General features: G+C 65.2%; 25 protein-coding genes. 15 read left to right on the plus strand and 10 right to left on the minus strand.

The window, feature by feature from the left end:
* Positions 1-238: 238 nt before the first annotated feature.
* Positions 239-673: a universal stress protein gene (locus tag ACSFC5_RS04995; RefSeq protein WP_440764144.1), complete on the minus strand. Its 435-nt coding sequence runs from the start codon at positions 671-673 to the stop codon at positions 239-241.
* A gap of 253 nt (positions 674-926) precedes the next feature.
* Here ACSFC5_RS04995 and ACSFC5_RS05000 point away from each other — a divergent pair, with 253 nt between their 5' ends.
* The 6 genes from ACSFC5_RS05000 to ACSFC5_RS05025 all read left to right on the plus strand — a co-directional run bounded on the left by ACSFC5_RS05000 (position 927) and on the right by ACSFC5_RS05025 (position 4,594).
* Complete coding sequence (locus ACSFC5_RS05000; protein WP_440764145.1) at positions 927-1,322, plus strand: OsmC family protein; 396 nt, start codon at positions 927-929, stop codon at positions 1,320-1,322.
* Between the two features lie 127 nt (positions 1,323-1,449).
* Complete coding sequence (locus tag ACSFC5_RS05005; RefSeq protein WP_440764146.1) at positions 1,450-2,505, plus strand: ComEC/Rec2 family competence protein; 1,056 nt, start codon at positions 1,450-1,452, stop codon at positions 2,503-2,505.
* Positions 2,502-2,774 carry a DUF3006 domain-containing protein gene (locus tag ACSFC5_RS05010; protein ID WP_440764147.1) on the plus strand — a complete coding sequence of 91 codons (273 nt, stop codon included), beginning with the start codon at positions 2,502-2,504 and terminating at the stop codon, positions 2,772-2,774. The genes ACSFC5_RS05005 and ACSFC5_RS05010 overlap by 4 nt, the downstream gene beginning before the upstream one ends.
* Positions 2,775-3,129: 355 nt before the next feature.
* Entirely contained in the window at positions 3,130-3,630 is a 501-nt protein-coding gene (locus ACSFC5_RS05015) for a gamma carbonic anhydrase family protein (protein ID WP_440764148.1), read from the plus strand.
* Positions 3,631-3,702: 72 nt separating this feature from the next.
* Positions 3,703-4,167 (plus strand): DUF5799 family protein, encoded by a 465-nt coding sequence (locus ACSFC5_RS05020; protein WP_440764149.1) that lies wholly within the window; start codon positions 3,703-3,705, stop codon positions 4,165-4,167.
* A gap of 136 nt (positions 4,168-4,303) precedes the next feature.
* Positions 4,304-4,594 carry a DUF7545 family protein gene (locus tag ACSFC5_RS05025; protein WP_006090295.1) on the plus strand — a complete coding sequence of 97 codons (291 nt, stop codon included), beginning with the start codon at positions 4,304-4,306 and terminating at the stop codon, positions 4,592-4,594.
* Positions 4,595-4,722: 128 nt separating this feature from the next.
* On the opposite strand, the gene ACSFC5_RS05030 is transcribed toward ACSFC5_RS05025, so the two are convergent.
* Entirely contained in the window at positions 4,723-8,889 is a 4,167-nt protein-coding gene (locus ACSFC5_RS05030) for a DUF7282 domain-containing protein (protein WP_440764150.1), read from the minus strand.
* A 448-nt stretch (positions 8,890-9,337) separates the two neighbouring features.
* Between ACSFC5_RS05030 and ACSFC5_RS05035 the strand changes: the two genes are divergently transcribed.
* The 3 genes from ACSFC5_RS05035 to ACSFC5_RS05045 are packed head-to-tail and all read left to right on the plus strand — an operon-like array spanning position 9,338 to position 11,381.
* Positions 9,338-9,925, plus strand: coding sequence for a biotin transporter BioY (locus ACSFC5_RS05035; RefSeq protein ID WP_440764151.1), 588 nt, complete (start codon positions 9,338-9,340; stop codon positions 9,923-9,925).
* A gap of 13 nt (positions 9,926-9,938) precedes the next feature.
* Entirely contained in the window at positions 9,939-10,643 is a 705-nt protein-coding gene (locus ACSFC5_RS05040; protein WP_440764152.1) for an energy-coupling factor ABC transporter ATP-binding protein, read from the plus strand.
* A gap of 33 nt (positions 10,644-10,676) precedes the next feature.
* Positions 10,677-11,381, plus strand: coding sequence for an energy-coupling factor transporter transmembrane component T family protein (locus tag ACSFC5_RS05045; protein WP_440764153.1), 705 nt, complete (start codon positions 10,677-10,679; stop codon positions 11,379-11,381).
* Between the two features lie 124 nt (positions 11,382-11,505).
* Here the strand turns inward: ACSFC5_RS05045 and ACSFC5_RS05050 are convergent, their stop codons facing one another.
* Entirely contained in the window at positions 11,506-13,368 is a 1,863-nt protein-coding gene (locus ACSFC5_RS05050) for a glycoside hydrolase family 15 protein (protein WP_440764154.1), read from the minus strand.
* Positions 13,369-13,566: 198 nt separating this feature from the next.
* On the opposite strand from ACSFC5_RS05050, the gene ACSFC5_RS05055 reads away from it, so the two are divergent.
* The gene (locus tag ACSFC5_RS05055; RefSeq protein ID WP_440764155.1) at positions 13,567-14,403 is read left to right on the plus strand and encodes an alpha/beta fold hydrolase; all 837 of its coding nucleotides are present in this window, start codon (positions 13,567-13,569) and stop codon (positions 14,401-14,403) included.
* Between the two features lie 31 nt (positions 14,404-14,434).
* Here ACSFC5_RS05055 and ACSFC5_RS05060 read toward each other — a convergent pair whose 3' ends face one another.
* From ACSFC5_RS05060 to ACSFC5_RS05070, 3 genes are all read right to left on the minus strand, one after another.
* Positions 14,435-15,883 carry an FAD-dependent oxidoreductase gene (locus ACSFC5_RS05060; protein WP_440764156.1) on the minus strand — a complete coding sequence of 483 codons (1,449 nt, stop codon included), beginning with the start codon at positions 15,881-15,883 and terminating at the stop codon, positions 14,435-14,437.
* Between the two features lie 19 nt (positions 15,884-15,902).
* Positions 15,903-16,160: a winged helix DNA-binding protein gene (locus ACSFC5_RS05065; protein WP_440764157.1), complete on the minus strand. Its 258-nt coding sequence runs from the start codon at positions 16,158-16,160 to the stop codon at positions 15,903-15,905.
* Positions 16,161-16,305: 145 nt separating this feature from the next.
* A complete protein-coding gene (locus tag ACSFC5_RS05070; protein ID WP_440764158.1) occupies positions 16,306-17,004 on the minus strand; it encodes a class I SAM-dependent methyltransferase in 699 nt (232 codons plus the stop codon).
* 186 nt (positions 17,005-17,190) lie between these two features.
* Between ACSFC5_RS05070 and ACSFC5_RS05075 the strand changes: the two genes are divergently transcribed.
* A complete protein-coding gene (locus ACSFC5_RS05075) occupies positions 17,191-17,967 on the plus strand; it encodes a 4-phosphopantoate--beta-alanine ligase (protein ID WP_440764159.1) in 777 nt (258 codons plus the stop codon).
* Between the two features lie 6 nt (positions 17,968-17,973).
* Here the strand turns inward: ACSFC5_RS05075 and ACSFC5_RS05080 are convergent, their stop codons facing one another.
* The 3 genes from ACSFC5_RS05080 to ACSFC5_RS05090 all read right to left on the minus strand — a co-directional run bounded on the left by ACSFC5_RS05080 (position 17,974) and on the right by ACSFC5_RS05090 (position 20,280).
* On the minus strand, positions 17,974-18,849 hold the full coding sequence (locus tag ACSFC5_RS05080; protein ID WP_440764160.1) for a magnetosome magnetite crystal formation protein family: 876 nt from the start codon (positions 18,847-18,849) through the stop codon (positions 17,974-17,976).
* 41 nt (positions 18,850-18,890) lie between these two features.
* A complete protein-coding gene (locus ACSFC5_RS05085) occupies positions 18,891-19,493 on the minus strand; it encodes a hypothetical protein (protein ID WP_440764161.1) in 603 nt (200 codons plus the stop codon).
* Between the two features lie 133 nt (positions 19,494-19,626).
* A complete protein-coding gene (locus tag ACSFC5_RS05090; protein ID WP_440764162.1) occupies positions 19,627-20,280 on the minus strand; it encodes a hypothetical protein in 654 nt (217 codons plus the stop codon).
* A 130-nt stretch (positions 20,281-20,410) separates the two neighbouring features.
* On the opposite strand from ACSFC5_RS05090, the gene ACSFC5_RS05095 reads away from it, so the two are divergent.
* The 4 genes from ACSFC5_RS05095 to ACSFC5_RS05110 all read left to right on the plus strand — a co-directional run bounded on the left by ACSFC5_RS05095 (position 20,411) and on the right by ACSFC5_RS05110 (position 24,285).
* Entirely contained in the window at positions 20,411-20,698 is a 288-nt protein-coding gene (locus ACSFC5_RS05095; protein WP_440764163.1) for a HalOD1 output domain-containing protein, read from the plus strand.
* 89 nt (positions 20,699-20,787) lie between these two features.
* Positions 20,788-21,768 (plus strand): tyrosine--tRNA ligase, encoded by a 981-nt coding sequence (locus tag ACSFC5_RS05100; RefSeq protein WP_440764164.1) that lies wholly within the window; start codon positions 20,788-20,790, stop codon positions 21,766-21,768.
* A gap of 153 nt (positions 21,769-21,921) precedes the next feature.
* Positions 21,922-23,061, plus strand: coding sequence for an acyl-CoA dehydrogenase family protein (locus ACSFC5_RS05105; protein ID WP_440764165.1), 1,140 nt, complete (start codon positions 21,922-21,924; stop codon positions 23,059-23,061).
* Between the two features lie 279 nt (positions 23,062-23,340).
* Positions 23,341-24,285, plus strand: coding sequence for a biotin--[acetyl-CoA-carboxylase] ligase (locus ACSFC5_RS05110; protein ID WP_440764166.1), 945 nt, complete (start codon positions 23,341-23,343; stop codon positions 24,283-24,285).
* 31 nt (positions 24,286-24,316) lie between these two features.
* On the opposite strand, the gene ACSFC5_RS05115 is transcribed toward ACSFC5_RS05110, so the two are convergent.
* Positions 24,317-24,793, minus strand: coding sequence for a universal stress protein (locus ACSFC5_RS05115; protein WP_440764167.1), 477 nt, complete (start codon positions 24,791-24,793; stop codon positions 24,317-24,319).
* Between the last annotated feature and the right edge of the window lie 89 nt (positions 24,794-24,882).

Raw genomic sequence — 24,882 nt, forward strand, 5'->3', positions numbered from 1 at the left:
TCGTTTTTGAGTCCCTGAACATCGATCCGAGACCGCTGAGGCGGATCGTTCTCCGTTCCGGTGAGACCGGGGGGAACGTACTTTGACGCCTCGTTCTCGATAGCTGGATCGTCGGAAGCTCCGACTGGCCGTACAGACGAAACGGTTACCGGAGCGGTCGTCGACCCCTTCGAAATCCGTCAAACGACGTTTTCCGAACGGAGAGCGGTCGTTCGCCAGTCCGAAACGCGCAACCGGTTCACTTCTTGTCCTTCGATCCCGTATGAATCGTGAGGACGGGAATCTCCGAGAGTCGGACCACTTTTTCGGTGACGCTTCCGATGAGAAACCTGCTAACTCCGGTTCGACCGTGCGTCCCCATCACTACCAGATCGATGTCGTTGGCCTCGATGTACTCGATTATTTTTCTGACGGGGACCCCTACCGTAACGTCCGTCGTCGCGACGAGTCCCTTCGCTTCGGCCAGTTCGGCGAGCTCCGCGACCGTGCGCTCCCTCGCTGCCCGCATCGATTCGATCGCCTGTTCGACTCCGCCCTCGTCGCTGTGGATGGGTTTGACCACGGACAGCACGTGAACGGTCGCGTCTTGTTCGGCAGCCAAGTCAATCCCGGTCTTCGCGGCACTTCGGGCCGCATCGCTCCCGTCCGTCGGAATGAGGATGTGCTCAAACATGCTTGTTAACCTTTGGCAAGGAAGAACATAGTTCACGAGGGCCTTTCCGGTGAGGGGACGGGAGACAGTTCGCGTCTCCTTCCCCTACGAGTCGGGGAAATTCGCGTCCTGTATTCAACGTAACTCACCGAACGGCCATTTTGCCAGATAGGAATACGACCGCCTCCGAACGTTCCGATTCCTCTCAGACGAACGGACGGTACCGATCGGGAGAGCAACGTTTACACCGCAGGCTGTGGACGACTCGAGTGCTATGGCGAAGCAAGTCACCACCGTTTCCGAGGAGGGCTACAGCGCGACGAACGAGATCCGCGACTTCGAGACGACGATCGACGCGACCGGAGAGGAAGCGCCCGACACGCTCGAGGCGCTGCTCGCCGCCTACGGCTCCTGTTACGTCCCGGCCCTTCGCGTCGGGGGACAGCAGCGCGACGCCGGGGACCTCGGGCGGATCGAGATCGAGACCTCGGGCGACCTCAACGACGACGACAAACTCGAGTCGATCCGGTTCGACATCCGCGTGGAAGCCGACGTCGACGACGAGACCGGCGAGAAGGTCGTCGAGCGTGCGTTCGAACTCTGTAAGGTTCACGACGCGCTGAAGTCCGAGCTACACGCCGAGACGAGTTTCGAAGGCGGCGCGTTCTGAGCGTCGAACGGGTATCGAGATCGATCGAGGCGTGACGACGATCGGCGTCGAACGTGTTTATTTTCGCGACAGTTATCGGTCCTAGACGGTCCAAACCCACATATCCGGCGGCGTATTCGGGACGTGTATGCGACGGCGACGCGGGTTGGCGGTCGTGATGGTTGCTGGACTGCTCGTCCTGTCCGGTTGTATCGGTGGGTTCGGCCTGAGTAACAACCCCGAAGACGCCGCCAGCGGCGACGGCGCCGACCTCGACGGCGAGCTCGAGATCCACCACATCGACGTCGGACAGGCCGACGCAACGCTGCTCGTCACGCCGGCGGGCGAGACGATACTGATCGATACGGGCGACTGGCGACAGGACGGCCAGGGCGTGATCGACTACCTCGAGCGCGAAGGTATCGATCGGATCGACCACCTCGTTGCGACCCACGCCCACGCGGACCACATCGGCGGCCACGCGGCCGTCATCGAGCACTTCGAGGAGCACGGCGAGGGCGTCGGTGCGGCCTACGACTCGGGCGTCGTCCACACGAGCCAGACGTACGAGAGGTACCTCGACGCCGTCGAGGCGTACGAGATCAGGCTCTTCGAGGTCAGCGATGGCTCGACGTTACCCCTCGAGGACGACGCCGTCGAGGCGAGCGTGCGCAATCCGCCCGATGACGGAACCGGTGACAGACTCCACTACAACAGCATCGCGCTCAGCGTCGCATTCGGCGAGTTCACGTACTTGACGACCGGCGACGCCGAGCGAGACGCCGAACAGCGGATGGTCGGCGCTCACGGTGACGACCTCGCGGCCGACGTCTATCAGGCCGGACACCACGGCTCCTCGACCTCCTCTACCGATCCGTTCCTCGACCGCGTCGATCCGGACGTCGCGGTCATCTCGAGCGCGCTCGAGTCCCAGTACGGACACCCGCACGACGAGGTGCTCGAGTCGTTCGCCGACCGCGATATCGTGACGTACTGGACGGCCGTCCACGGCGACGTCGTCCTCACGACCGACGGGACCGACGTCTCGGTGACGGCCGAGCACGACGAACCGACGGATCCGGAGACGCTGCTCGAGCGAAAACACGAAGCCGGCTCCGAATCGGAATCGGCGTCACTGCAGCCGCCACAGCCGTCGGCGGGGGCCGGAGTTGATACGCCGTCCGCACCTACTGTCTCCTCATGACCGAGACCGACACTGCGGTCGTCGACCGAATCGTCGACGGGAAGACCGCCGTACTTCTGCTCGAAGCGGGCGACACCGTCGTCGCCGAGCGAACGATGGCGGTCGAGTCGCTGCCCGAAGACGGCCGGCACGAAGGGGCCGTTTTCGACGTCGCACTCGAGGACGACGAACTTCGGGAGCTAACCTATCGGCCGTCGGTGGAACGGGAACGACGCGAGAGCGCACAGGAGCGATTCGACCGGCTCTCGGAGCGACTTCCCGACGAGTGAGGTGATCGACCGCTCGCTGCGCTGGGGGCGCGTTCGAAGAGAGGTGGAAGGAAGGTGGTGGGGTGAAAACCCCAACTGGTGGTTCGAGGTGCGTGGGATGACACGACGACGGATCGCCGCCAGTCGGAGGGACGGATGTCCGCCGTCAACAGGTACTTTCACGAGTGGTGCATTAGCCGTACTGCCAAATTATGTTGGAACTTCAGTGCGTGAGAGTGTCACAACACGCGTACTGGCTCGCGGAGGACCGCGAACTCATCGGGACACCCGGCAACTCAACAGGGAGAGATTCCGAGCGCGAATCACTCGAAGATCGATGGGCAGGTTCAAGACGGTGCTCGCGGCAGACACAGGCATGTTACGATCGTTCGACGGGATGGAGCCAGAAATTGCCGACTCAGCGTACGTCGACGAGGCCGCAGTCGTCATCGGGAACGTCGTCGTCGAAGCCGACGCGAGCGTCTGGCCGAACACGACGCTGCGGGGCGATCACGGCGAGATCGTCGTCGGCGAGGGGGCGAACGTCCAGGACAACGCCGTCCTCCACGAAGACGCCGAACTCGAGCCCTACTCGACGGTCGGTCACAGCGCGATCGTCCACGACGCGACCGTGGGCGAGCGCGCGCTGGTCGGCATGAACGCGGTCGTCCTCGACGGCTCCCGCGTCGGCGAGGGGGCGGTCGTCGCCGCCGGCAGCGTCGTCACCGAAGACACCGAGATCCCGCCGTCGACGCTCGTCGCCGGCGCGCCAGCCGAACCGAAGACCGCGATCGACGATCCGCGACTCGAGCGGACGGCCGACCGGTACGTGGAACTCTCGAGGAAATACGCGGAGACGTCCGAGCGACTCGATTGACTCTCGACTCGCGGTCGCTTCGATCCGCGAGCGATGAAAACCCTGATAGCGTCGCCCTCCAAACCAGTGTGTATGAGTGACAACCCGTGGACGGATCGGATCGTCGGCGCGCGAATGAGCGTCGATCAGGAGTTCACCTCGCGGATCGTGGAGTCGCAGTTTTCCAGCCAGCAGTGGAGTCTGATCATGACCGCGACGGAGTTCGAGATCGAACACCCCGACGATCCCGATCGGGCGCGGATCGTCGCCAACACCGAGAAGGTCGAGCAGATCATCCCCGAACTCGAGAACATCGGCGCCGGGATGGGGATGGGCGGACAGCCACAGGGCCAGCAGGGCGGCTCCTCGGGCGGCGGCGTTCTCGGCTCGATCAAGGGCGCGCTCGGATTGGGCGGCGGCGACGGCGGCGACTCCCACGCCGAACAGGAGCGCGCGGCCGAACAACTCACGCAGGAGTACGCCGACGAGTTGCAGTCACACCTCGAGTCGAACGGCCGCTGGGACTCCGTGCGACAGGCTGCAGCGACGGACGAGTGAAGATCGCGGACCGAAGTCGGCGGCGAGTCCCCGAACCGACGTCGACGAGCGTATCGCCACGCGGCTCACGGGCGTCCGATCCGACGCGCCGACGCAAGCCACAGCACCTTTACGGACGCCTCACTTCGGTAGCGGTATGACAGACGACATCGAGACGACGACGTTCGAGATCACCGCCGACGACGACAGCACCGACGACGTAACCATCCCGTCCGGACTCGTCGATCTCGTCGCCGAGGGTGACCAGTCCGACGCCGAAACGATCGCCGACATCACACTCCTCTCGTTCGCCAGCCGCGCCCACCACATCGTCCACCACGGAGAGGGTGCAGACGAAGAGCTCGAGGCTCAGGAGGACCGCATCATGGATCTGTTCGAGGAGCGATTCGGCGTGACCTACGGCGAAGCGACCGGCCACCAGCACTAATCGCGGTTCGAACTGCGAGCGACGACTCAGACGAATACGTTTTCCGCGAAAGTCGATCGACCGATAGCGCGTCGTCCGTCGTCCGATTTAGGATTCGCTCGAGACGGGATTTCCGTTGTTAGCGTCGGCTACGCCGCAGCCGCCGCCGGTTCCACACCCGAATCAGGAGCCGGTCCCTCGGGCACCTCGGGAGTCTCAGAGTCTTCGGGCGGCTGCGAATCGGCCGGTTCGTCGCCACCATCGTCGTTCGTCTCAGGGATGTCTTCGTCGGGCTCGTCACCCGAACCGTCCGTCTCGTCCGCGTCCGTGGGCGGTTCCTCGGTCTGTGGTTCATCAGCGGGCGTCTCGTCCGCGTCCGTAGGCGGTTCCTCGATCTGTGGCTCATCGCCGGGCGTCTCGTCCGCGTCCGTAGGCGGTTCCTCGGTCGGTGTCTCGTCATCGCCCGGTCCGTCAGTTGTCCCTTCGTCGGCAGGCGCGTCAGCTGGAGCCTCTTCGACCGGATCATCAGCTGCCCCTTCGTCAACAGGCTCGTCCGTTTCCGTCTCCGCTGGCTCGTCGGTCTCGTCAGTTGCTTCGCCCTCGAGTTCGTCCGCGTCGGCCGCCTCGATCGTCACCACGGTCTCGGCCGTTTCATTTTCGCTCGAGACCGCAGCCGTGTACTCGCCGGGCTCGAGGTCGTCGGTCTCGGCCGTCAGCGTCGTCTCTTCGACGGCGCCGGGCTCGAGTGAGACCTCCGCCGTATCGACGGTCTCGCCGTCGAGCGCCAGTTCGATCTCCTGGCTGTCTTCCGCCTCGCCGACGTTCTCGAGTTCGGCACCGACCTCGAGCGTTTCACCCTGTTCGACGGGCTCGTTCGTTCCCGTGATCGCGACCGAGAATTCGGCGTCCTCCGTCGGATCGATCTCGCCTGCGGTCTCCGTTGCGGCCGGCTCGACCGCGTCCGCCTCGTAGTCGTAGTTGCTCATGTCGACCGCCCAGACGAGTCGCTCGTCGTCGGTCTCGGGCGTCCACTGGACGGTAAACTCGTTCGCTCCGGGCTCGAGTGCATCGACCGGCTCGTCCTCGGTCGTTCCCTCGAGGAACTCACTGCCGACGAGCAGTTCGGCGTCGTTCGGGTTCTCGTAGCCGAAGGTAACGTCGATCCCGTCGTCGGTCGGCTCCGTCTCCTCGACGGTGAGGTCGGGCAGGTCGGGCCGGACCTCCTCGATGCACTCGCTCGCGTCGGGGTTCGGATGGTCGATCGAACCCGGAATCGCATCGGGCGAGGAGAAGCCGGTGATCGCGGTTCCGAAGTTACCTTCGGGGACCGTCACAGTCGCGCCGTCGGCCGTCTCCTCGACGGCGAACTCCTCGCCGGTCTCGTAGGTGATCGTCCCCTCGAACGGCGCCTCAACGTCGTCGCCGACCGTAATCGCGTACTCGCCCATCGTGTTCCCGAAGCCGCCAGATTCGTAGAATCCGGTCGTGACGATGATCATGTCACCGTCCTCGAACGAGCCCGTCACTTCGGCCTCCGTGCAGTCAACGAACGTCGCCTCGAACGCCTCCCCGCCGTCGACCGTGTACTCGATCGTTTCGCTCGCGAGGACGCCGTCCGCGTCTGCGTCGGTATCGTCGCCCGGAGTCTCGGTCTCACCACCCGCATCCGTCGCGTCGCCGACCGATTCGACCGCCACGTCCAGCGTCGCGTTCTCCTCGAGCGGCGGCTCGAGGTTGAGCGACTCGAGTTCGACGGTCTCGTTGCCCTCGAAAGTCTCGCTCGCGGCGCGCTGCTCGCCGTCCTCGTCGGTCACGGTGAGTTGGTAGTCCACGTCGGCGCTCGCCTCCTCGACGGTCAGCGTCTCGCCGTCGCCCGTCTGGTCGCTCACGTTGAGCGTCGCCTCCGGCTCCGGGGCCGGCGGCTCGTCCGCGAGCGTGTACTCGATCGATTCGGTCGCGAGTTCCGCGTCGTCGTCGCCGACGACGCTCACGTCGACGGTCGTGGACTCCTCGATCGGCGGTTCGAGGGCCAGTTCGAGATCCGTCTGCGTCTCGTTCGCCGCGAACTGGTCGCTCTCGACCTGCTCGCCGTCGTATGCCGCAGCGACGGTGAACTCGGTGTCCGCACTCGCTTCATCCACGACGAGCGTCTCGCCGTCACCCTCCTGATCGCTGACCGCGAGAGTCGCTTCGGGATCAACTGGGTCATCGGGCTCGCCCGGATCGTCGGGAGCGTCGACCGTCACGAGCGCCGTATCGAGCACCGGTGCACCGGCTTCGGTGACGTAGGGCTCGTCCTCCTCGCCGTCCGAGGCCGCGTACTGGAACGACTCGTCGTCGGTCGTATCGTGATGGGCCACCGCGACGAGCGGTTGGTCCCCCTCGATCGGCTCCTCGAGGGCGATCTCGACGTCGGTGTGTTCACCGCTCTCGAGGTAGCTCGAGACCCCGATCACTCCGTTCGGATCGGCGGCGTCGCCGGCGTAGATCGCCACGAACCCGCCCTCGGAGAGTTCGACGCTATCGACGGTGACGCTCTCGCCGTCGCTGTCCTGGTCGGCGAACGCGATGGACGCCTCGCCCTCGAGTTCGTCGACCGCTTCGATCCGCTGTTCAATTTCGATTTCGACGTACTGACTGATCTCGGTCGGGTCGTCGATCCCCTCCTGAACCGCGTACGCCGTCGCGTCACTCGCGGTCTCCTGGATCAGGATCTGCAGCTGCGTGATGCTAATCTGCTGGTACTGGATCAGCTGGGCCGTCTGCTGGCAGGCGGCGCTGGCCGCGAACTGAATCTGCTGGACCGTCGCCTCCTGATGTTGCATCAACACGCCGCTCGCGCTCCCGCTCGCGAGGATCTGGACCTGCGTGACGTCGACGACCTGCGTCTGGATCACGGCCCCCTCGCCCGCGCCGAACGCGGCGGCCTGAATCTGTTCGACTTCGACGACTTGTTGTTGGAGCGCCCCCTCGATCGCTCCTTCGGCCGCGCCGACCGCGGCGTACTGGATTTGCGTAATCGAGATCTCCTGTTGCTGGACGAGCACGCCGCCCGCGGCACCCTCAGCCGCGGTCTGGATCTGCTCGACGGACGCCTCCTGGCTCTGGGCGATCGACCCCTTCGCCGCACCAAAGGAGGCCTCCTGGATCTGCGTGATCGAGATGCGCTGGACCTGTTCGACGGTGACCGTCTGGACCTGTTTCAGCGCTCCCGCACTCGCTCCGCGCGCCGCGGACTGGGTCTGCTCGACCGTCACTTCTTGTTGCTGGACGAGCGCGCCTTTCGCGCCACCCGTCGCGGCCTTCTGGATCTGCTTGATATCGACGCGCTGGTACTGTTCGACCTCGACGTCTTGGGTCTGCTCGAGTGCCTCCTGCGTGGCCCCCTCGAGCGCGCCGGCCGACGCGCCCGCCGCGGCGTGCTGGACGTGCTCGAGCGTGACCTGCTGGCGCTGTTCGACGGTGATCTGCTGGTACTGTGCGAGGGCGCCGTAGGCAGCACCCTGTGCAGCCTCCTGAATCTTCGGCGTCTCGTTGATCTCCTGTGCGCCGGCCTCGAACGCGGCGCCGGCCGCAGCGCCCTGCGCTGCGACCTGAATCTGCTCGACCTCGACGCGCTGTTCCTGGGCGAGTGCCCCATGGGTCGCACCCCACGTCGCAGCCTGCATCTGGCTGGCCTCGACCGTCTGGTACTGGGCGAGCGCGCCGTCGGTCGCGCCGCCGACGGCGGACTGAATCTGCTCGACCTCGACCTGCTGTGACTGCATCAGCGAGCCGTGGACCGCGCCTTTCGTCGCCTCCTGGACCTGCTCGACGTCGGCTTCCTGGTGCTGCGTAACCGACTCGCTAGCACCCTCGATCGCCGCCGCTCGCTGCTCCTGGGTCACGTTGACGCCCTGTGACTGGGCGAGTTCGATCCCCTCGTCGACGCCGGTTTCAACGGCGTCCACTTGCTCCTGGGCGAGGGCCGTCTGGAGGTCCGCGCTCGTTGCTGCCGTCCCCTCGGCAGCATCGGATTCCGGCACCGCATCGGCCGCGTCCGCATCAGTCGTTTCCGCGGCTGCCGTCGTCGGCTCCATCGCGACCAGTTCGAGTGATTCGCTCGAGTCGGCATCCTCGACGTCAGAGGCGCCGTTCGCCGCGGTCTCGTCACCGGTATCGATCTCGGCCGTATCGCCGTTCGAATCGCCGGCTCCGTCCTGACTACCGGCGAACGGAGCAACGGTGGCGCCGAGCAGCGGTAACGCCATCACACTGGTTACCATCAGGAACGCGACGAACAGCGTCGCAGCGACTGCAGCACGTCCCGTGTTCATGTTTCGATTCCTCGATCGGTAGCCGCCACGGACCGCTGCCACGGAATTCGAGAATCGCTCCGTTCGCAGGTCGGCTGTCGGTCGCGGTTTTTCCCCCGGCATCCACTGTCGAATATCACACTCAGAGATCGCATCAGTTCTCAATCATCGGGCCGAACGAGTGCTTAAGCTACGCCGGTTGTTTCAGTTAGTACCGAGAGACAATCATCCATTACGTTCCTCGAGACCGACGAATTCGTGGTTTCGATCGAGCGATCGGACTGCGATGGTTCGTCCGCGATCGGTATCGGCTAGCGGGGACTCGAGCGTTCGGATTGATGACAGGAACGCCCCTATTTGTGCCGTTCTCACGCTACCGGCATCGCTACCAGACGGTGGATATGACGGCGAACTGTCGAACATCTCGGAAACCGAAGTGTTGAACTGGGTTTACGAGAGAGTCGGTGCCATGGAAACGGAAGGGAACTCGGTGGAACTCGTGGATGGGGATGTCGTTCGGCAGTTCGCTCGGGCAGCGGTGCTCGCGGCGCTACTCGGGGCAGTAGCGCCCGTCGCGATACCGCTCCCGCTGTCGCCGGCACCGATCACGTTGCAGGTACTGTTCGTCTTTCTCGCCGGTCTCGTGCTAGGACCCGTCTGGGGATCGGTGTCGATGCTGCTCTATCTCACCGCCGGGGCGATCGGCATTCCGGTCTTCGCGGGGTGGGAAGCCGGGCTCGGAACGCTGTTCGGTCCGACGGGTGGCTACCTCTGGTCGTACCCCGTCGCCGCGGCGCTGATCGGGGCCGTCGTTCACCGCGGCACCGATCTCCGCGATCCAGCTGCCGTCCCGCTGCCGATCGTCGTCGTGGCCCTCGTGATGGGGACGATCATCATCTACGGCATGGGAACGGCCTACGCCGCCTGGCTGCTCGAACTCGAGGCCTGGGAGGCGATCACCGGCTTCGCGCTCCCGTTCATCCCCGGCGAACTGCTCAAGATGGCCGCCGCGATTGCCATCGTCCAGAGCGGTCGAATCGAACCGATCCGGTCGTGATCGTGGGGGCGAAATGATCGAATTCCGCTCCGTTTCGTACGCCTTCGACGACGTCTCCGTCCTCGAGGACGTCTCGCTCTCGATCGCGAACGGGGAGTTCGTCGTCCTCGCGGGTGCCAACGGCAGCGGGAAAACGACGCTGTTGCGACACTGCAATGGACTCCTCGAGCCGGATTCCGGCACCGTTCTCGTGAACGGAACGTCCGTTTCGGAGGACCTCATTGCCGCGCGCTCGAGCGTCGGCATGGTGTTCCAGCACCCGCGCGACCAGTTCGTCGCCGCGACGGTCGGCGCGGACGTCGCTTTCGGCCCGGAAAACCTCGGCCTCGAGCGCGAGGAGATCGATAGACGTGTCGAGGCGGCCCTCGAAGGGGTCAACCTGGCCGGCCGCGAGGACGAGCGTATCGATCAGCTCTCGGGCGGCGAGCAGTCCCGCGTAGCCATCGCAGGGGCGCTCGCAATGGAACCGACGCATCTCGTGCTCGACGAACCCTTTACCGGGCTCGACGATCCGGCCCGACGGTCCGTGCTCTCGCGACTCGAGTCCCTCGCCGCCGACGGCACCGGTATTCTGCTCGCGACCCACGACCTGCGGGACGTTCTCGCCCTCTCTGACCGTATCGTCGCCATGCGGGACGGCCGCGTCGTCGTCGACGATTCGCCCGACGGTGCACTTGAGGACCTCGCGGGACTCGAGGTTCGCGTTCCCGACGCCTGAACAGTCGCTCCGTCACAGCTCACGATTTCGACAATGCTCACGTACGACCCCGACGACACGCTCGCCCACCGGCTCGATCCCCGCTCGAAGCTGGGCGTCCAGATCGGGTTCGCCGCGACCGCGCTGGCTCACACCGGCTCGCGTGCGTTGGTAACCCTCTCCGTCATCGCCGCGCTGATTCTGCTCGCCGCTCGTGTCTCGGTGTTCAGGGCGCTCTACGCGTACCGATTCGCACTGGTCTTTCTCGGACTCGCGCCGCTGCTCGCGGGGCTCACCTTCGGCTCGCCGTGGTTCGATCTCGGAGACGCCGAGAACTCCGCCCGCGCGAGCTACCGTGTCCTGCTCGTTCTGCTCGTCAGCGCGGCATACATCCGCTCGACGCCGATACGCGCGTCTCGAGCCGCGATCCAGCGGACGATCCCCGGAAAGCCCGGACAGCTACTCGGCGTCGGCGTCTCGCTCGTCTTCCGATTTCTCCCCGTGTTGCAGGCCGATATTCGGACGATCCGCGACGCGATGGCCGCCCGACTCGGCGACGAACGCGGCGTCGTCGACCGCGCCAGCACGATCGGACTGCTCGGTCTCACGCGGGCGTTCGATCGGGCCGATCGACTCGCACTCGCCATGCAGGCGCGCTGTTTCGCCTGGAACCCGACGCTTCCCCACCTTTCGTTTTCTCGAGTCGACTACCCGGCACTCGGCCTGGCTGCCGTCCTCGCGCTCTCGACCCTGCTCTAATCCACCCGCCGTTCGGTCCCCGCAGTCGAGAGCGACCGAAGAGCGGAGTGCGGTCGCTCTCGGTTCGGCGGGTCGACGACAGCTCGAGTCGGCCGAATACTACTCGCGTTCCGGGACAGGGGAACTACGTTCGGTCCGCGTCCGCGTCGACCATCGGCTCGCCGAGCCGAATTCCCATCGGCGACGGTCCGGACGTCTCGTGGCCGCGAGCGTAGCCGAGATAGAGGGCGCTGTTGACGATCCCGATGTGGCTGAACGCCTGCGGGAAGTTCCCGAGGTGTGCGCCGGTTTCGGTATCGATCTCCTCCGCGACGAGTCCGAGCGGATTCAGGTACTCGAGCAGCGTCTCGAACCGGGACTCGGCTTCCTCGACGCGCCCGGAGAGCGCGAGCGCGTCGATCAGCCAGCACGAGCAGAGGACGAACGCGCCTTCGTCCCCCGGAAGCCCGTCGTCGCCGTCGTACCGCTTGACGAACACCTCGTCCTCGAGTAGCTCCCGCTCGGTCGCGTCGATCGTCCCCTGTACGCGGTCGTCGTCGAACGGGAGAAAGCCGACGACGGGAAGTAACAGTCCCGTCGCGTCGAGCGCGTCCGACCCGTAGGACTGGACGAACGCACCGATATCCTCGTCGTAGCCGTTCTCGAGGACGTCCTCTCTGATCCGCTCGCGGCTCTCCCGCCAGTCCTCGAGCGGCGCGTCGTGGTCGCCGTCAGTCGCGATGGCGATCCCCCGGTCGAGGGCGACCCAGCACAGCACCTTCGAGTAGACGAAGTGTTCGTCCCCGCCGCGGACCTCCCAGATACCCGCGTCCGGTTCGTCCCAGACGTCGCGAACGTACTCGACGATACCGCGGATCGTCGCCCACTCGTCGTCGTCCAGCGTCCGCCCGTGCTGGCACATCTCGTCGACGGCGAGCAGTAGTTCGCCGTAAATGTCGAGCTGTCGCTGATCGGCGGCGCCGTTCCCGATTCGGACCGGGGAGGAGCCGCGATAGCCCTCGAGCTCCTCGAGTTCTCGCTCCGCGAGGTCTGACTCGCCGTGGAGGCCGTACAGCGGTTGAATCGCTTCGGGGTCGTCCGCCTGGCAGAGGCCCATGAACCAGTCGACGTAGTCGTTCGCCTCCTCGGCGGTGTCGAGGTTCATCAGGGCCTGGACGGTGAAACCGGCATCCCGGAGCCAGTTGAACCGGTAATCCCAGTTTCGAACGCCGCCGATATCCTCCGGCAGCGAGGTGGTCGGTGCGGCGGCGATCGCCCCCGATTCAGCGTGCGTGAGGAGTTTGAGGACGAGTTCGGAACGGACGACGTGATCGTGCCACGGCCCCTCGAACGCGCAGTCGTCCCCGGGATCGCAGGTGTGGGCCCAGTCGGTCCAGTACTCGAGCGTCTCCGCCAGCGCAGCCTCCGGATCCGTATTCGCGTCCTCGGCACCCGTACACCGGAGCAGGAACCAGGCCGTCTCGCCGGCCTCGAGCGAGAACTCGCCGGTGATCCGGCCGTCTTCGATCGCGAGATCGACCGGACTCTCGAGCAGCGTCCGTTCCTCTCCGCCCTCGGCGAGAATCCCGTCCTCGATCGACTCGATCGATGTCTCCGCGCGTCCGTAGTCGAACCGCGGTTCGAGGTCGACCGCTAGGTCGACGACGCCGTCCGTACAGGAGACCTTGCGGTAGAGAACCTTCTTCGGGTGGTCGACCTGACCGGCCGGGGGCAGGAAGTCCGTCAGCGTCGCCGTGCCGGCCGTCGCGTCGAAGGTCGTCTCGAGGAGGTTCGTGTCGTCGACGTAGCGCCGGCTCGTCTCGAAGGAATCGGTCGGCGCGATCCGAAACCGACCGCCCCGGTCCGTATCGAGGATCGCGGCGAAGATGCTCGGCGACTCGAGGTGAGGGAACGGGAACCAGTCGATCGAGCCGTTCGGCGCGACGAGCGCGCAGGTCTCGAGGTTGCCGACGACGCCGTAGGATTCGATCGGTGGGTACTCGTGCACGGACGCTCGTACGAGGACCAGAACAAAAAAGCCGGACCACGAACCGGAGGCGATCAGACGCGACTGATGTCGAATCCAACTCCTGAGCGTACTGCTGACGCGGTCAAGTACAGTCACACTTCCGCTGATCGCCCTCCGCACCTCGAGCACGCAGTCGCCGCGCAAACCCCTTTCCGACCGGAGACTGCGATTCGCGATATGGACTACGAGACCTGGTCCGACCGACAGGAATCGACGACGGTTACGGTCGACGAACACGACCTCGAGGTCGCCTACTACGACGAAGGGGACGGAGAGCCGGTGGTGTTCTGTCACGGGATCCCGACCTCGTCGTACCTCTGGCACCGCATCGCGCCCGAGTTGACCGACGAGTATCGCGTTATCGTCCCGGATATGGTCGGCTACGGACAGTCGGCCATGCACGACGGCTTCGATCGCTCGATCAGGGCCCAAGAAGTGATGATCGACGGCCTCCTCGACGAACTGAACCTCGAGTCAGTCACGTTCGTCGGTCACGACCTCGGCGGCGGCGTGGGCCTCCGGTACGCGGCACACCAGCCCGATTCGGTCTCGAAACTGGTTCTTTCGAACGCCGTCTGCTACGATTCGTGGCCCGTCGACACGATCCTCGATCTCGGACTGCCGGACACCGTCGAAGAGCGGGGCGTCGACGGACTCCGAAAGATGCTCCGCAAGATGTATCGAATCACGCTCTACGGCGACGATCCGGACGACGAGTTCGTCGACGGCATGGTCGCTCAGTGGGATTCTGAGGAGGCGATGGTCTCGCTCTCCCGCAACGCCATCGGGACGAACACGAGCCACACCACCGAGATCGATCCGAGCGAGATCACGGCCGAGACGCTCATGCTCTGGGGTGCCGAGGACGAGTTCCAGCCCATCGAGTACGCCGAGCGCCTCGAGGACGACATCTCGGACGCCGACGTCGTCGGACTCGAGGAGGCTACCCACTGGGTGCCGGAGGACCGCCCCGAGGCGTACCTCGAGCACCTCGAGGCGTTTCTGAGCGAGTAGTCGGCCGTCGGTCAGACCTTTCCAGATCCGACTACCGCAGTTTCCCGGCGAGCACCTTCGCGGCGACGAGCACCGGGTCCCACGTCGTGTTGAACGGCGGGGCGTACGCGAGATCGTAGTTCTCCAGTTCGAAGACGGTCGCCTCGGCCTCGAGCGCGCCGACGATCGCGTGGCTCCGGTGGACCGCGCCTTCGCCGTACTCGCTGACGAGACTCGCGCCGAGCACGCGCCCGGAGTCGCGGTCGGCGGTCAGCGTGACGGTGACGGTACCACCCTCGGGATAGTAGCCGGCGCGCGATTTCGCGTCGATCGTCTCGGTGACCGGCTCGAACCCGGCCTCGAGCGCGTCGTCGTGGTCCAGAATGCCGGTTCGCGCCGCCTCGACGTCGAACGCCTTGACGGCCGCCGTCCCGGCGACGTCGCCCCCTTTGGTGGGCTGTCCGGCGACCGTCTGGCCAACCGCACGGCCGTGGCGGTTTGCGGTCAGGGCCAGCGGGACGTAGACCGGATCGCCCGTGACGGTGTGGGTCGCCTCGGCGCAGTCACCCGCCGCGTAAACGTCGGAACCGCTCGTTTCGCGATAGTCGTCCGTCGCGATCGCGTCCGTCGGGCCGAGTTCGATCCCGGCGGCTTCGGCGAGGTCGGTCCGCGGTCGAACGCCGGTGCCGACCAGCACCATCTCGACGCCGACCCGTTCGTCGGCGGTGACGACGGCCTCGACGGCGCCGTCCTCGTCCGCGTCCTCGCTCTCGACGCCCCCTCCGGCCTCGAGTGCTACCACCTCGCTCTCGAGATAGACGGCTACGTCCCGCTCTCGAAGGTGATCGGCGACCGCCTCGCTCGTCGCCTCGCTGAAGCCCGTCAGCACGCGGTCGCCGCGCTGGAACAGGTGCACTTCGAACCCGTTCGCGGCCAGCGCCTCGGCCATCTCGAGGCCGATGTAGCCGCCGCCGACGATGCCGACGGGACCGGTGCAATCCTCGAGATATCGGCAAGCCGGTCCGCGGTCCGGCTGTTGAAACGACTCGCTCTCGCGCGCTCGAGCGACGTACTCCCGGAGTTCCTTCCCGTCGCTCATCGAGCCGAGGGTGTAGACGCCCTCGCGATCGATGCCGTCGATCGGCGGGACGACCGCCTCGGCACCGGTGGCGAGCAGCAGGTGATCGTACGACTGGACGACGGTCCCCGATTCGCTCTCGGCGGTGACCGTCCGCTCGTCCGGATCGATCGCGACGACTTCGTGGCCCGTCCGGAGGTCGATGTCGCGCTCCTCGCGGAACTCCTCCGGGGTGACCGAGACGAGCGCTTCGAGCGACTGGATCTCTCCCTTGACGTAGTAGGGCAAGCCGCAGGCGCCGTAGGAGACCCACTCCCCCTTCTCGAAGACGACGACCTCGAGGTCGGGATCGTCGCGCTTCGCTTTGCTCGCCGCGGACATACCCGCTGCGTCACCGCCGACGACGACGAAGGTATCCGTCATTGAACGATAATCCCACTCATCAGTTAGACGGCGTTCCGGCTTGCTCGCCCGTTTCCGTCAGCGAGTACACCGATTGGCGCGCGTCCCTGAACGAGACCTGATCCTCGACCAACCCGCCCTCTTTCAGTCGAGAGAGGCCGAACCGGGCGGTCCGGCGCGGCAACATCGTCTCGTCGGCGATCTCGCCCTGGGTTAGCGAACCGTTGTACTCGAGCACTTTGAACACCAGTTTGGCGCTCGGGGGAAGATTGGATAACGTCTCTGAAGCTGGCTCCATCGAGGTGTGCTTCGACTCGACTCCGTGTAAACCATTGCCTGCTCGTGCACGCCTCGCATACATCCGGACGTGTCGCCGAAACTTATAGTTATTCCAGAGGGTGAGAAAATGTCGCATGCTACGTGTTTCGACAGCGCCGGTTCCGTCAGTCCGCGTCGCGTTTCTCGCACACGACGGTGTACGCGGTCCCGTGCACCCCGGTGTCGACGATCTCACTCCGCTCGAAGACGGTCTCGAGCGATGCCGCGACGTCTCCGTCTGGGTTCCAGTTCGCGTACCAGCGCAAGAACCGCCGGAGGAACGGGTTCAGGACTCGAGCGGGGCCATCGGGGATCGGTCTGACATCGACGACGACGAACGTCGCGTTGGGAACCAACGACCGATAGACGGTCTCGACCGTCCGCGGGATATCCGGCATGACGGCGAGTGAGAGCGTCGCGAGCGCCGCATCGAACGGCTCCTCGAACTCGGCCGTCGTCGCGTCGGCGCGACGAACGTCGACGTTCTCCCAGCCGTGGGCGTCGATCCGCTCGCGCGCCTTGTCGATCATGGCCGGGCTGTAGTCGACGGCGACGAGTTCGCCGGATTCGCCGATGTCGTCGCGGAGCCGCTCGAAGTTGACGCCCGGCCCACAGCCGATCTCCAGGACGCGGTCGCCCGGCCGGAGGTCCAGTCGATCGATCGCAGCCTCGCGCATCGGTTCGAAGTCCCGTTCGCTCATCTCGTACCAGTCGCTCCAGCGATTCCAGACGGTGCGACTGCGCTCGAGGTGGGCCGCGTACGCTTCGTCGACCGAGCCTGAAACATCGTTCGCTGGGTCTCGTTCCAAGGGGTCCGTGACCATAGTGGCAGTTGCGTCGGTAGGTGCGAGTAACTACACACGAAGCCTATCGTGTCTTTATAAGATGCACTCTCGGAGAGACGAACCGACCGTCGTCAGGACGCCGCGCTTCTACACCCAACTCCTGTTCGACTCGCGAGTATTCGACGGATCGGTCTGTTTTTTATCGGCCGAATCCAGTGATCGATCGTGACCGATTACGACACCGTCTCCGCCGACGTCGAGCACGAAGACGAGATACCGGAGGACCACCCCAGATACCAGGACCTGCTGACGCGCCACCGGATCGAGAAGGGTGTCGAGAAGGGGATCACGCACTTACAGGGAATGCACGCCGAAGGCCGCGGGAGCGCGTTCGACTACCTGCTCGGTGAGAAGACGATTCCGAGCGCAGACGCCGCCGAACGAGCGGCTGCGGCTCACCTCCTGCTGGCCGACCGCCCCGTGCTCTCGATCAACGGTAACGTTGCCGCGCTGGTCCCCGGCGAGATGGCCGAGTTGGCGGCGGCGACCGGCGCCGACCTCGAGGTCAACCTCTTCAATCGCACGCCCGAACGGATCGGCGCGATCGCGGCGCACCTGCGCGAGCACGGCGCCGAGGACGTCAAAGGGCTCGAGGCCGACGCGCGGATTCCGAACCTCGACCACCAGCGCGCGAAGGTCGACGAGGACGGCATTTACGCCGCCGACGTCGTGCTCGTCCCGCTCGAGGATGGCGACCGCGCCGAAGCCTTGAACGAGATGGGGAAAATCGAGATCGTAATCGACCTGAACCCCCTCTCGCGGTCGCCGCGGGTCGCCGAGGTGCCGATCGTGGACAACATCATCCGCGCCGTGCCGAACATGACCGAGCACGCCCGCGAGTTGGCCGACGCCGACGAGGCGGAACTGCAGCGGGTTATCGACGAGTTCGATCGGGAAGCGGCGCTCGACGATGCGGAGGAGCGGATCCGGGACGGACTGTAACACCAGTTACAGCGAGTTGACCTGCCGATACCGTCTGATCAGGTAGCTGATAACGGCGAGCCAGAGCGCGCCCGCGAAGCCGTAGATCGCATCGCCGGCCGGATTTACCGAGTTGAACTGCAGCGCTGCCACGACGTACGTGAGCGCGGCGAGTACCGCCGGACCGACGACGTACGCGAGCCAACTCGGTCGCCACGACGCGTCGGTTTTCGCGACGGCTCGCATATCCCGGACGAGTACGCCCGGCGTGAGCGCTGACGTGAGAAGCAGTGCCAGTACGAGGCCGAACCCGGCGAAGAACATCGCGTCGCTTTCTGCCCCCGGCTCGAGAGCCACCCAGCCGAGATACGCCCCCGCAGCCGGTACAACGAGGGTGTGGGGAACGAGAAGTTTCCACCAGCCGACGTTACTACCGACCCTCGAGGCGAGCCAGCCGACGAAATCGGGCGCGAGCGGGTACGACCACGCGCTCCCGAAGATCGCTTTCCCCATCGCGATCAGCCCGAATGCGAAATTTACCAGAAAGACGAACGTGGATCCGAAGAACCCTGCCACGGCGACGAGCAAAAGCGCCATCGCGAGGTACTGGAGGGGGGAGCTCTCGGAAGCCATCGAATCGATGGCGAACCCGGCTGCGAGAAGGCCGAAGAGTGTGGCGAAGACGCCGGTAACGATCACCTGCCAGTTGAACGCGTTCCGGGCGTTCTCGCGCGTGAACTCGTGCTCGGCGACCAGATAGACGAGCGCCGGGAGGACGAATCCCGTTCCGAGGCCGAGAACGTGGACGAAGATGCCCGCGAGCGTTCGCTCCTCGAGAAGCGCCGGTCCTGGTTGCGTCGTCGATGTCGATGCCGTCGTCGCGTGATCGTGTTCGTTAGACATGTGTGCGTTGTAGTCAGTGAGTGGCGTCAGCACGGTCGCGTTCAGTTCGAGTCTGCTCGCCCGGAGCGGACGCCCCCGGCGAGCACACCGTCGGTGCGAAAGTTGCGGGCGATCCGCTCGAGGACCAAGAGAACGAAACAGACGACGAAGAGGTTCCCCGCCACTTCCCAGTACGCGTTCGAACTCTGGACGATCGGATCGCTCGCGAGTAGCGGGGCGACGATCCCGACCGCAAAGAGGACCAGACTCAGTTGAAAGCCCGCGAGGACCAGGGTTCTGATACCGGCTGGGTTCCGAAGGCGGACGAAATCGCCGACCGAGAGGGTATCCAGCGGCGTCTCGTAGGTGAGGGCGGCTTTCCCTTCGGGGCTCAGCGGCCACTGCGACTCCGGGTGGTTGACGTAGTACAGCGTGATCGATTCCGGGTACGTCTCCGCGGCGACGACGTCGATCTCGAGGAGTTCGTTCAACCGGAGCCGGACGGTCTCTTTGCTCACGTCCGGGCGCACCCGGGCGCGGATCTGTTCGGCCGAAAAGTACGGACGATCCGCTGCGAGCATCGTTTCAACGACGTGTCGCTGTGTGAGTTTCTTGTTCAGGTCGTCGTCGATCCGGGTGTCGATCCAGGGCGGCAGGGAAGTCATCTGTTGCTGTCCCAACGCATTCTGCGTGGGGGATATAAACCTATATTCGAATTTGGCGGCCGCCAAACGGCAATAAACAGTTCACTGCGGCCTCCCGACGGTCGATTACAGTACTCGTGTAGTTCCCTTGCCCTCAACGGTCGACGACCCGTGGTGACACGCCGTCCCGTTTACCTTCCCGATCGATCTCGAGTGAGCCGCCGCCGTCGACGTACGGCAGCCGAGATCTGGCGCTTGCGACCGCTTCTTCGACCTGATAGTACGATATCGAGAGGTACTCGCTCGCTTGGCGCGTGAACGAGTCGTCGATCTCGTAGTCGATGCCGTCGGAGCCGTTGAGACACTCGTCGTCGTAGTTGATGAGCCAGCGGCGGGCCAGTTCGACGCCCTTCTCGGCGTCGTAGCCGCGGGCGACGTAGTGTTTGTAGGGGTGGCGGATCCACGAACACTCCCAGTGGGCGTAGACGTCGACCTTCTCGGCGTTCTCGACCTCGTGGAGGACGACGTGCAGTTGCATGTCGGCCAGCGGCGACGCCCGCCAGACCCACGAGCCCTCGGAGGTGTTCCCGTCCGTGCGGACCTTCAGCGAGGCGATCGGGTTGCGCGAGAAGCCGAGTTCGGAAAGAATTTGCTCGAGGCGTTTCTCCGAACAGTGGGTCGTCAGCGCGTACTCGTCGGCCGTGGTGTGGCTGACGGCGTAGCCGTCGAAGCGCCCGGAGAGCAGGTAATGGATCTGCGGCCACGTACTTCGGCGGACGGCGTTGACGAAATCCTCTCTATAACCCATCAGGGGGGATACGAGGATCACGCAAAAGGGTATTCGGCAGGCACATGCGAAATCCCCGAACGAAGGAGAGACGGCCATGCTACCGCCGGTAGTACTGTTACGCTGCTCGCCGTACTCGTTTCTGTCACTGATGACCGAGTGGATTGATCCGCCGGACGACGACATCGTCGCCCGTCTGGATCTCGACACGACGCAGGAAGCACCGGAGATTCGGCTCGTCGAGATCGTCGCCGACCTCGAGAGCGTCCCCGAGACCGAACTCGACCCGATCTACAACAGTATCGACGACGTGGTCGACTCGCTTCTGTCGTCGCCGCCGTCTTCGACCGCGAACGCGGAACTCGAGTTCACCTACGAAGGGTATCGAATCCGCGTCCAGCAGGGCGGGACCGCCGTCCTTCGAGACGCGACCGCCTGAGCGCTCCGGCCAAGACTGCATCGGATCGCCTCGACGACCGCCCGGACGATTCATCGGGTATAAATTCCTCCTCCCGCTTCAGTCCACACATGGATACCTACGACCTGATTATGCGAAACGCCGAGGAGGTCGTCACCGACGAGGAGGTGCGCGAACTCGCCGACGACCCCGCCGGCAAGCGCGCATACGTCGGCTACGAGCCCTCCGGCGTGCTCCATCTCGGGCACCTGCTGACGGCGAACAAACTCATCGACCTCCAGGAAGCCGGGATGGAGGTCGTCGTCCTGCTCGCGGACGTTCACGCCTACCTGAACGGAAAGGGCAGCTTCGACGAGATCCGCGACACCGCCGAGCAGATGAAAGCCCAGTTCGTCGCCTACGGACTCGACGAGGACACCACCGAGTTCGTCTACGGCTCCGAGTACCAGCTCGAGGAGGAGTACACCCTCGACCTACACGAACTCGAGCTGTCGACGACGCTCAACCGCGCCCAGCGCGCGATGGCCGAGATTCAGGGCGGCGAGACCGCGAAGGTCAGCCACGTCGTCTACCCGTTGATGCAGTGTCTGGACATCGAGTACCTCGACCTCGACCTCGCCGTGGGCGGACTTGACCAGCGCAAGGTCCACATGCTCGCCCGCGAGAAACTGCCTGAACTCGGCTACGACGTTCGGCCCGCGCTTCACACGCCCATCGTCGCCGACCTCACCAGCGGCGAGGGGAAGATGTCCTCGAGCGAGGGAATCACCATCTCGATGGAGGACTCGACGGAGGAGCTCGAGGAGAAGGTCAACTCGGCCTTTTGCCCGCCGACGCGCAATCCCGAGGGCGACCTCGAAAACCCAGTTCTCGAACTGTTCGAGTACCACGTCTTCCCGCGCTTCGAGGAAGTCGTCGTCGAACGGCCCGAGAAGTACGGCGGCGATCTGACCTACGAGGCCTACGAGGATCTGGCCGCGGACCTCGAGTCGGGCGAACTCCACCCCGCCGACGCGAAGGGGACGCTCGCGACCTCCCTCGACGAACTGATCGCGCCGGGGCGGGAGAAGCTGCTCGAGATTCGGGACTGATCGGCCGGTCGACCGACAACTAACCGATCGACCAACTGATCGACTAACCGACTGACCGATCGACTGAGGGACCGACTGGGCGCTCTTTGTTACACCGCCGGCGTGTCAGAACTTCGGCGATGGGTTGAGGCTCGTTCGACGTGAGGAGAAGGTATGTCGTTTCATCTCACACCGGAGCAGGAAGCCATCCGCGACGCAGTCCGGGAGTTCGGTGCGGAGGAGATCCGGCCGGTCGCGGCCGAGTACGAAGCCGAACAGCGGTATCCCGCGGATCTGTTGTCGGACGCGGCCGAGCTCGACCTCGTCGCGCCCCACGTGCCGGAGTCGTACGGCGGGGCCGGGATGGACGCGATTTCGACGGCCATCGTCACCGAACAGCTGTGGCGCGCCGATCCCGGCGTCGGCGGCTCGATCGCCGCGGCCGATTTCGGGACCGGAATGCTCCTCGAGTACGGCGACGAGTGGATGTGCGAGGAGTGGCTACCCCAGATTACGGCCGGAGAGACGCCCATTGCGACCGGAATTTCGGAACCAGCACACGGCTCGAACGTGGCGGGGATGGAGACCCGTGCTGAGAGGGATGGGGATGAGTGGGTCATCAACGGCCAGAAGATGTGGATCACGAACGGCACCGTCGCGGACGTGACGATCGTCATGGCCAAAACCTCGCCGGAGCAGGGCCACGGCGGGATCACCGCGTTTCTCACACCGACCGACGTCGACGGCTACGACGCGACGCGAATTGACAACAAGCTGGGTATCAAAGCCCAAGACACCGCCGAGATCGTGCTGGACGACCTTCGCGTTCCGGAGGAGAACGTCGTCGGCGAGGTCGATAGGGGGTTCTACCAGCTGATGGAGTTCTTCGCGCCCGCCCGCGTCGACGTCGCCGCACAGGCGACCGGGGTAGCCCAGGCGGCGCTCGAGGAGGCGAGCTCGTACGCAAACGAACGCGAGCAGTTCGACCGGAAGATTTCGGAATTTCAGGCGATCCGGCACACACTCGCCGAGATGGCGACGAGCGTGGAGGCCGGCCGGTCGTTGGCGTATCGCGCGGCGGCGAGCCTCGAGTCGGGTGACACCGACCGGGCGACGCGCCTCGCCTCGATGGCGAAACTGTTCGCGAGCGAGCGCGCCGTCGAGGTCACCGACGAGGCGCTGCAGGTTCACGGCGGTGCGGGCTACGTCACGGACCATCCGGTCGAGCGGTTCTACCGGGACGCTCGCGTCACGAAGATCTACGACGGGACGAGCGAGATCCAGAAGGGGATCATCGCCGATCAGTTGCTCTAAGCGAGGCTATCCGTCTCCGTTTCTGCAAGTGTACCGGTGACGCAAATACGCTGCTCGCGCTGGCAACGGTGATTGCCACGCCCTCCCCAGCCGACTCACTCGTTCATTCCATTCACTCGCTCGTCCCTCGCGCAATTTTGAACGGCGTCTCACTCGCGTCGTAGCTCGCTTCGCTCGCGACTCGCTTTCGTTCGCCGCCGTTCAGCGCGCGCCACCGCACGTGGTTCGATTGGCTTTGGATCCCGCCGATTCAAGTACGAGCGCGCCCCTCTCGAGTGTATGACCACGAACGAGACGCGACGGTCGATTCTCGAGGCGCTCGCTGAGGGGCCAGTGTCGGGCCCGCAACTGGCCGAGTCGCTCGACGTCTCGCGGGCTGCGGTCTGGAAACAGATCGATGCGCTCCGGGACGCCGGCTTCGAGATCGAGAGCGGGCCGACGGGCTACGAACTGGCCGCGGTGACGGCGTTCAACGGGCCCGCCGTCGAGTACGAACTCGAGGCTCCGTTCTCGATCGAGTACCACGACTCGATCGGGAGCACGAACGATCGCGCACGCGAGTTGGCGAGCGAGGGTGCCGCGAACGTCGCCGTGCTCGCGGACGAACAGGTCGGCGGCCGGGGACGGCTCGAGCGCGAGTGGTCGGCACCCTCGGGCGGGGTCTGGCTGAGCCTCGTCACGCGGCCCGACATCGCCCCCGCACAGGCGCCGCTGTACACGCTCGCGGCGTCGGTCGCAACGGCGCGGGCGGCCCGCGAAGCGGGCGTCGACGCGCGGATCAAGTGGCCCAACGACGTGGTCGTCCCGGTCGGCGACGAGGGCGAGTACCGGAAGCTGGCGGGCATTCTCACCGAGATGGAGGGCCAGATGGATCGGGTCGACTGGATCGCCGTCGGAATCGGCGTCAACGCGAACATCGACGCCGAGACGCTACCCGAAGGGGCGACGAGTATCCGCGAGGAGGCTGGCGACGTCGACCGCCGGCGGTTCGTCCAGCGGCTGTTAGAGGAGTTCGACCGCTACCGGACCGATCTCGAGTCCGTCGTTCCGGCCTGGCGCGAACTGGCGCTGACGCTCGGCCAACGGGTGCGAGTCGAGCGCGCGACGGGCGACGTCGTCGGGGAAGCCGTCGACGTCACCGAATCGGGCGCGCTCGTGATCGAGACCGAGGGCGGACGGGAGACGGTCGCGGCTGGCGACTGCGAACACTTGCGGCCGGTCTGATCAGTTCCCGCCAAAACTGAGAGCCGGTCGATCACTCGGCGGCGAGCTGTTTTTGATCCGTCCGATCGTCCGATTCCGGCGCGTTGACCCGAATGGTCAACACCGGAACCGGCGCGTGACGGACGACGCGTTCCGTGACGCTGCCGAGTAAGAGTCGATCGATACCGCCGCGGCCGTGGGTCCCCATGACGACGAGGTCGCACTCGTCGGGCCGGGCGTGGTCGACGATGACGCGGCTCGGCGATCCCTCGAGCACCCCCGTTTCGACCTCGATGTCGGCCGGCGCGAGCTCTTTGACTCGTTCGACGGCCGCCTCGCCCTCCTCGCGAAGCGCACCGGTAATGCCGTCTAGGGGCGTTTCCATGGGCAAGCCGCCGTAACCGGCCACGCTGACGACGTAGATCGCCCGAACCGTCGCGTCGTGGGCCTGTGCCAGATCGAACGCGTACTCGAGGGCGCGCTCGCCCTCCGGCGACCCGTCGGTCGGGACGAGGATACAGTCGTACATGCTATATGTGAACGTTTACCATCCAATGGTATAATAACGTTGTTGTCGTATCTCGTCACTGTCACTCGTGTGAGAGGGATCGTCGAACG

Source organism: Natronorubrum marinum, from assembly GCF_052040125.1.
Classification (GTDB): domain Archaea; phylum Halobacteriota; class Halobacteria; order Halobacteriales; family Natrialbaceae; genus Natronorubrum.

Excerpts from the sequence above, each read along its gene's own strand:
- ACSFC5_RS04995 (WP_440764144.1), bottom strand. The coding sequence starts at position 673 with ATGTTTGAGCACATCCTCATTCCGACGGACGGGAGCGATGCGGCCCGA.
- ACSFC5_RS05000 (WP_440764145.1), top strand. The coding sequence starts at position 927 with ATGGCGAAGCAAGTCACCACCGTTTCCGAGGAGGGCTACAGCGCGACG.
- ACSFC5_RS05005 (WP_440764146.1), top strand. The coding sequence starts at position 1,450 with ATGCGACGGCGACGCGGGTTGGCGGTCGTGATGGTTGCTGGACTGCTC.
- ACSFC5_RS05010 (WP_440764147.1), top strand. The coding sequence starts at position 2,502 with ATGACCGAGACCGACACTGCGGTCGTCGACCGAATCGTCGACGGGAAG.
- ACSFC5_RS05015 (WP_440764148.1), top strand. The coding sequence starts at position 3,130 with ATGTTACGATCGTTCGACGGGATGGAGCCAGAAATTGCCGACTCAGCG.
- ACSFC5_RS05020 (WP_440764149.1), top strand. The coding sequence starts at position 3,703 with ATGAGTGACAACCCGTGGACGGATCGGATCGTCGGCGCGCGAATGAGC.
- ACSFC5_RS05025 (WP_006090295.1), top strand. The coding sequence starts at position 4,304 with ATGACAGACGACATCGAGACGACGACGTTCGAGATCACCGCCGACGAC.
- ACSFC5_RS05030 (WP_440764150.1), bottom strand. The coding sequence starts at position 8,889 with ATGAACACGGGACGTGCTGCAGTCGCTGCGACGCTGTTCGTCGCGTTC.
- ACSFC5_RS05035 (WP_440764151.1), top strand. The coding sequence starts at position 9,338 with ATGGAAACGGAAGGGAACTCGGTGGAACTCGTGGATGGGGATGTCGTT.
- ACSFC5_RS05040 (WP_440764152.1), top strand. The coding sequence starts at position 9,939 with ATGATCGAATTCCGCTCCGTTTCGTACGCCTTCGACGACGTCTCCGTC.
- ACSFC5_RS05045 (WP_440764153.1), top strand. The coding sequence starts at position 10,677 with ATGCTCACGTACGACCCCGACGACACGCTCGCCCACCGGCTCGATCCC.
- ACSFC5_RS05055 (WP_440764155.1), top strand. The coding sequence starts at position 13,567 with ATGGACTACGAGACCTGGTCCGACCGACAGGAATCGACGACGGTTACG.
- ACSFC5_RS05060 (WP_440764156.1), bottom strand. The coding sequence starts at position 15,883 with ATGACGGATACCTTCGTCGTCGTCGGCGGTGACGCAGCGGGTATGTCC.
- ACSFC5_RS05065 (WP_440764157.1), bottom strand. The coding sequence starts at position 16,160 with ATGGAGCCAGCTTCAGAGACGTTATCCAATCTTCCCCCGAGCGCCAAA.
- ACSFC5_RS05070 (WP_440764158.1), bottom strand. The coding sequence starts at position 17,004 with ATGGTCACGGACCCCTTGGAACGAGACCCAGCGAACGATGTTTCAGGC.
- ACSFC5_RS05080 (WP_440764160.1), bottom strand. The coding sequence starts at position 18,849 with ATGTCTAACGAACACGATCACGCGACGACGGCATCGACATCGACGACG.
- ACSFC5_RS05085 (WP_440764161.1), bottom strand. The coding sequence starts at position 19,493 with ATGACTTCCCTGCCGCCCTGGATCGACACCCGGATCGACGACGACCTG.
- ACSFC5_RS05090 (WP_440764162.1), bottom strand. The coding sequence starts at position 20,280 with ATGGGTTATAGAGAGGATTTCGTCAACGCCGTCCGCCGAAGTACGTGG.
- ACSFC5_RS05095 (WP_440764163.1), top strand. The coding sequence starts at position 20,411 with ATGACCGAGTGGATTGATCCGCCGGACGACGACATCGTCGCCCGTCTG.
- ACSFC5_RS05100 (WP_440764164.1), top strand. The coding sequence starts at position 20,788 with ATGGATACCTACGACCTGATTATGCGAAACGCCGAGGAGGTCGTCACC.
- ACSFC5_RS05105 (WP_440764165.1), top strand. The coding sequence starts at position 21,922 with ATGTCGTTTCATCTCACACCGGAGCAGGAAGCCATCCGCGACGCAGTC.
- ACSFC5_RS05110 (WP_440764166.1), top strand. The coding sequence starts at position 23,341 with ATGACCACGAACGAGACGCGACGGTCGATTCTCGAGGCGCTCGCTGAG.
- ACSFC5_RS05115 (WP_440764167.1), bottom strand. The coding sequence starts at position 24,793 with ATGTACGACTGTATCCTCGTCCCGACCGACGGGTCGCCGGAGGGCGAG.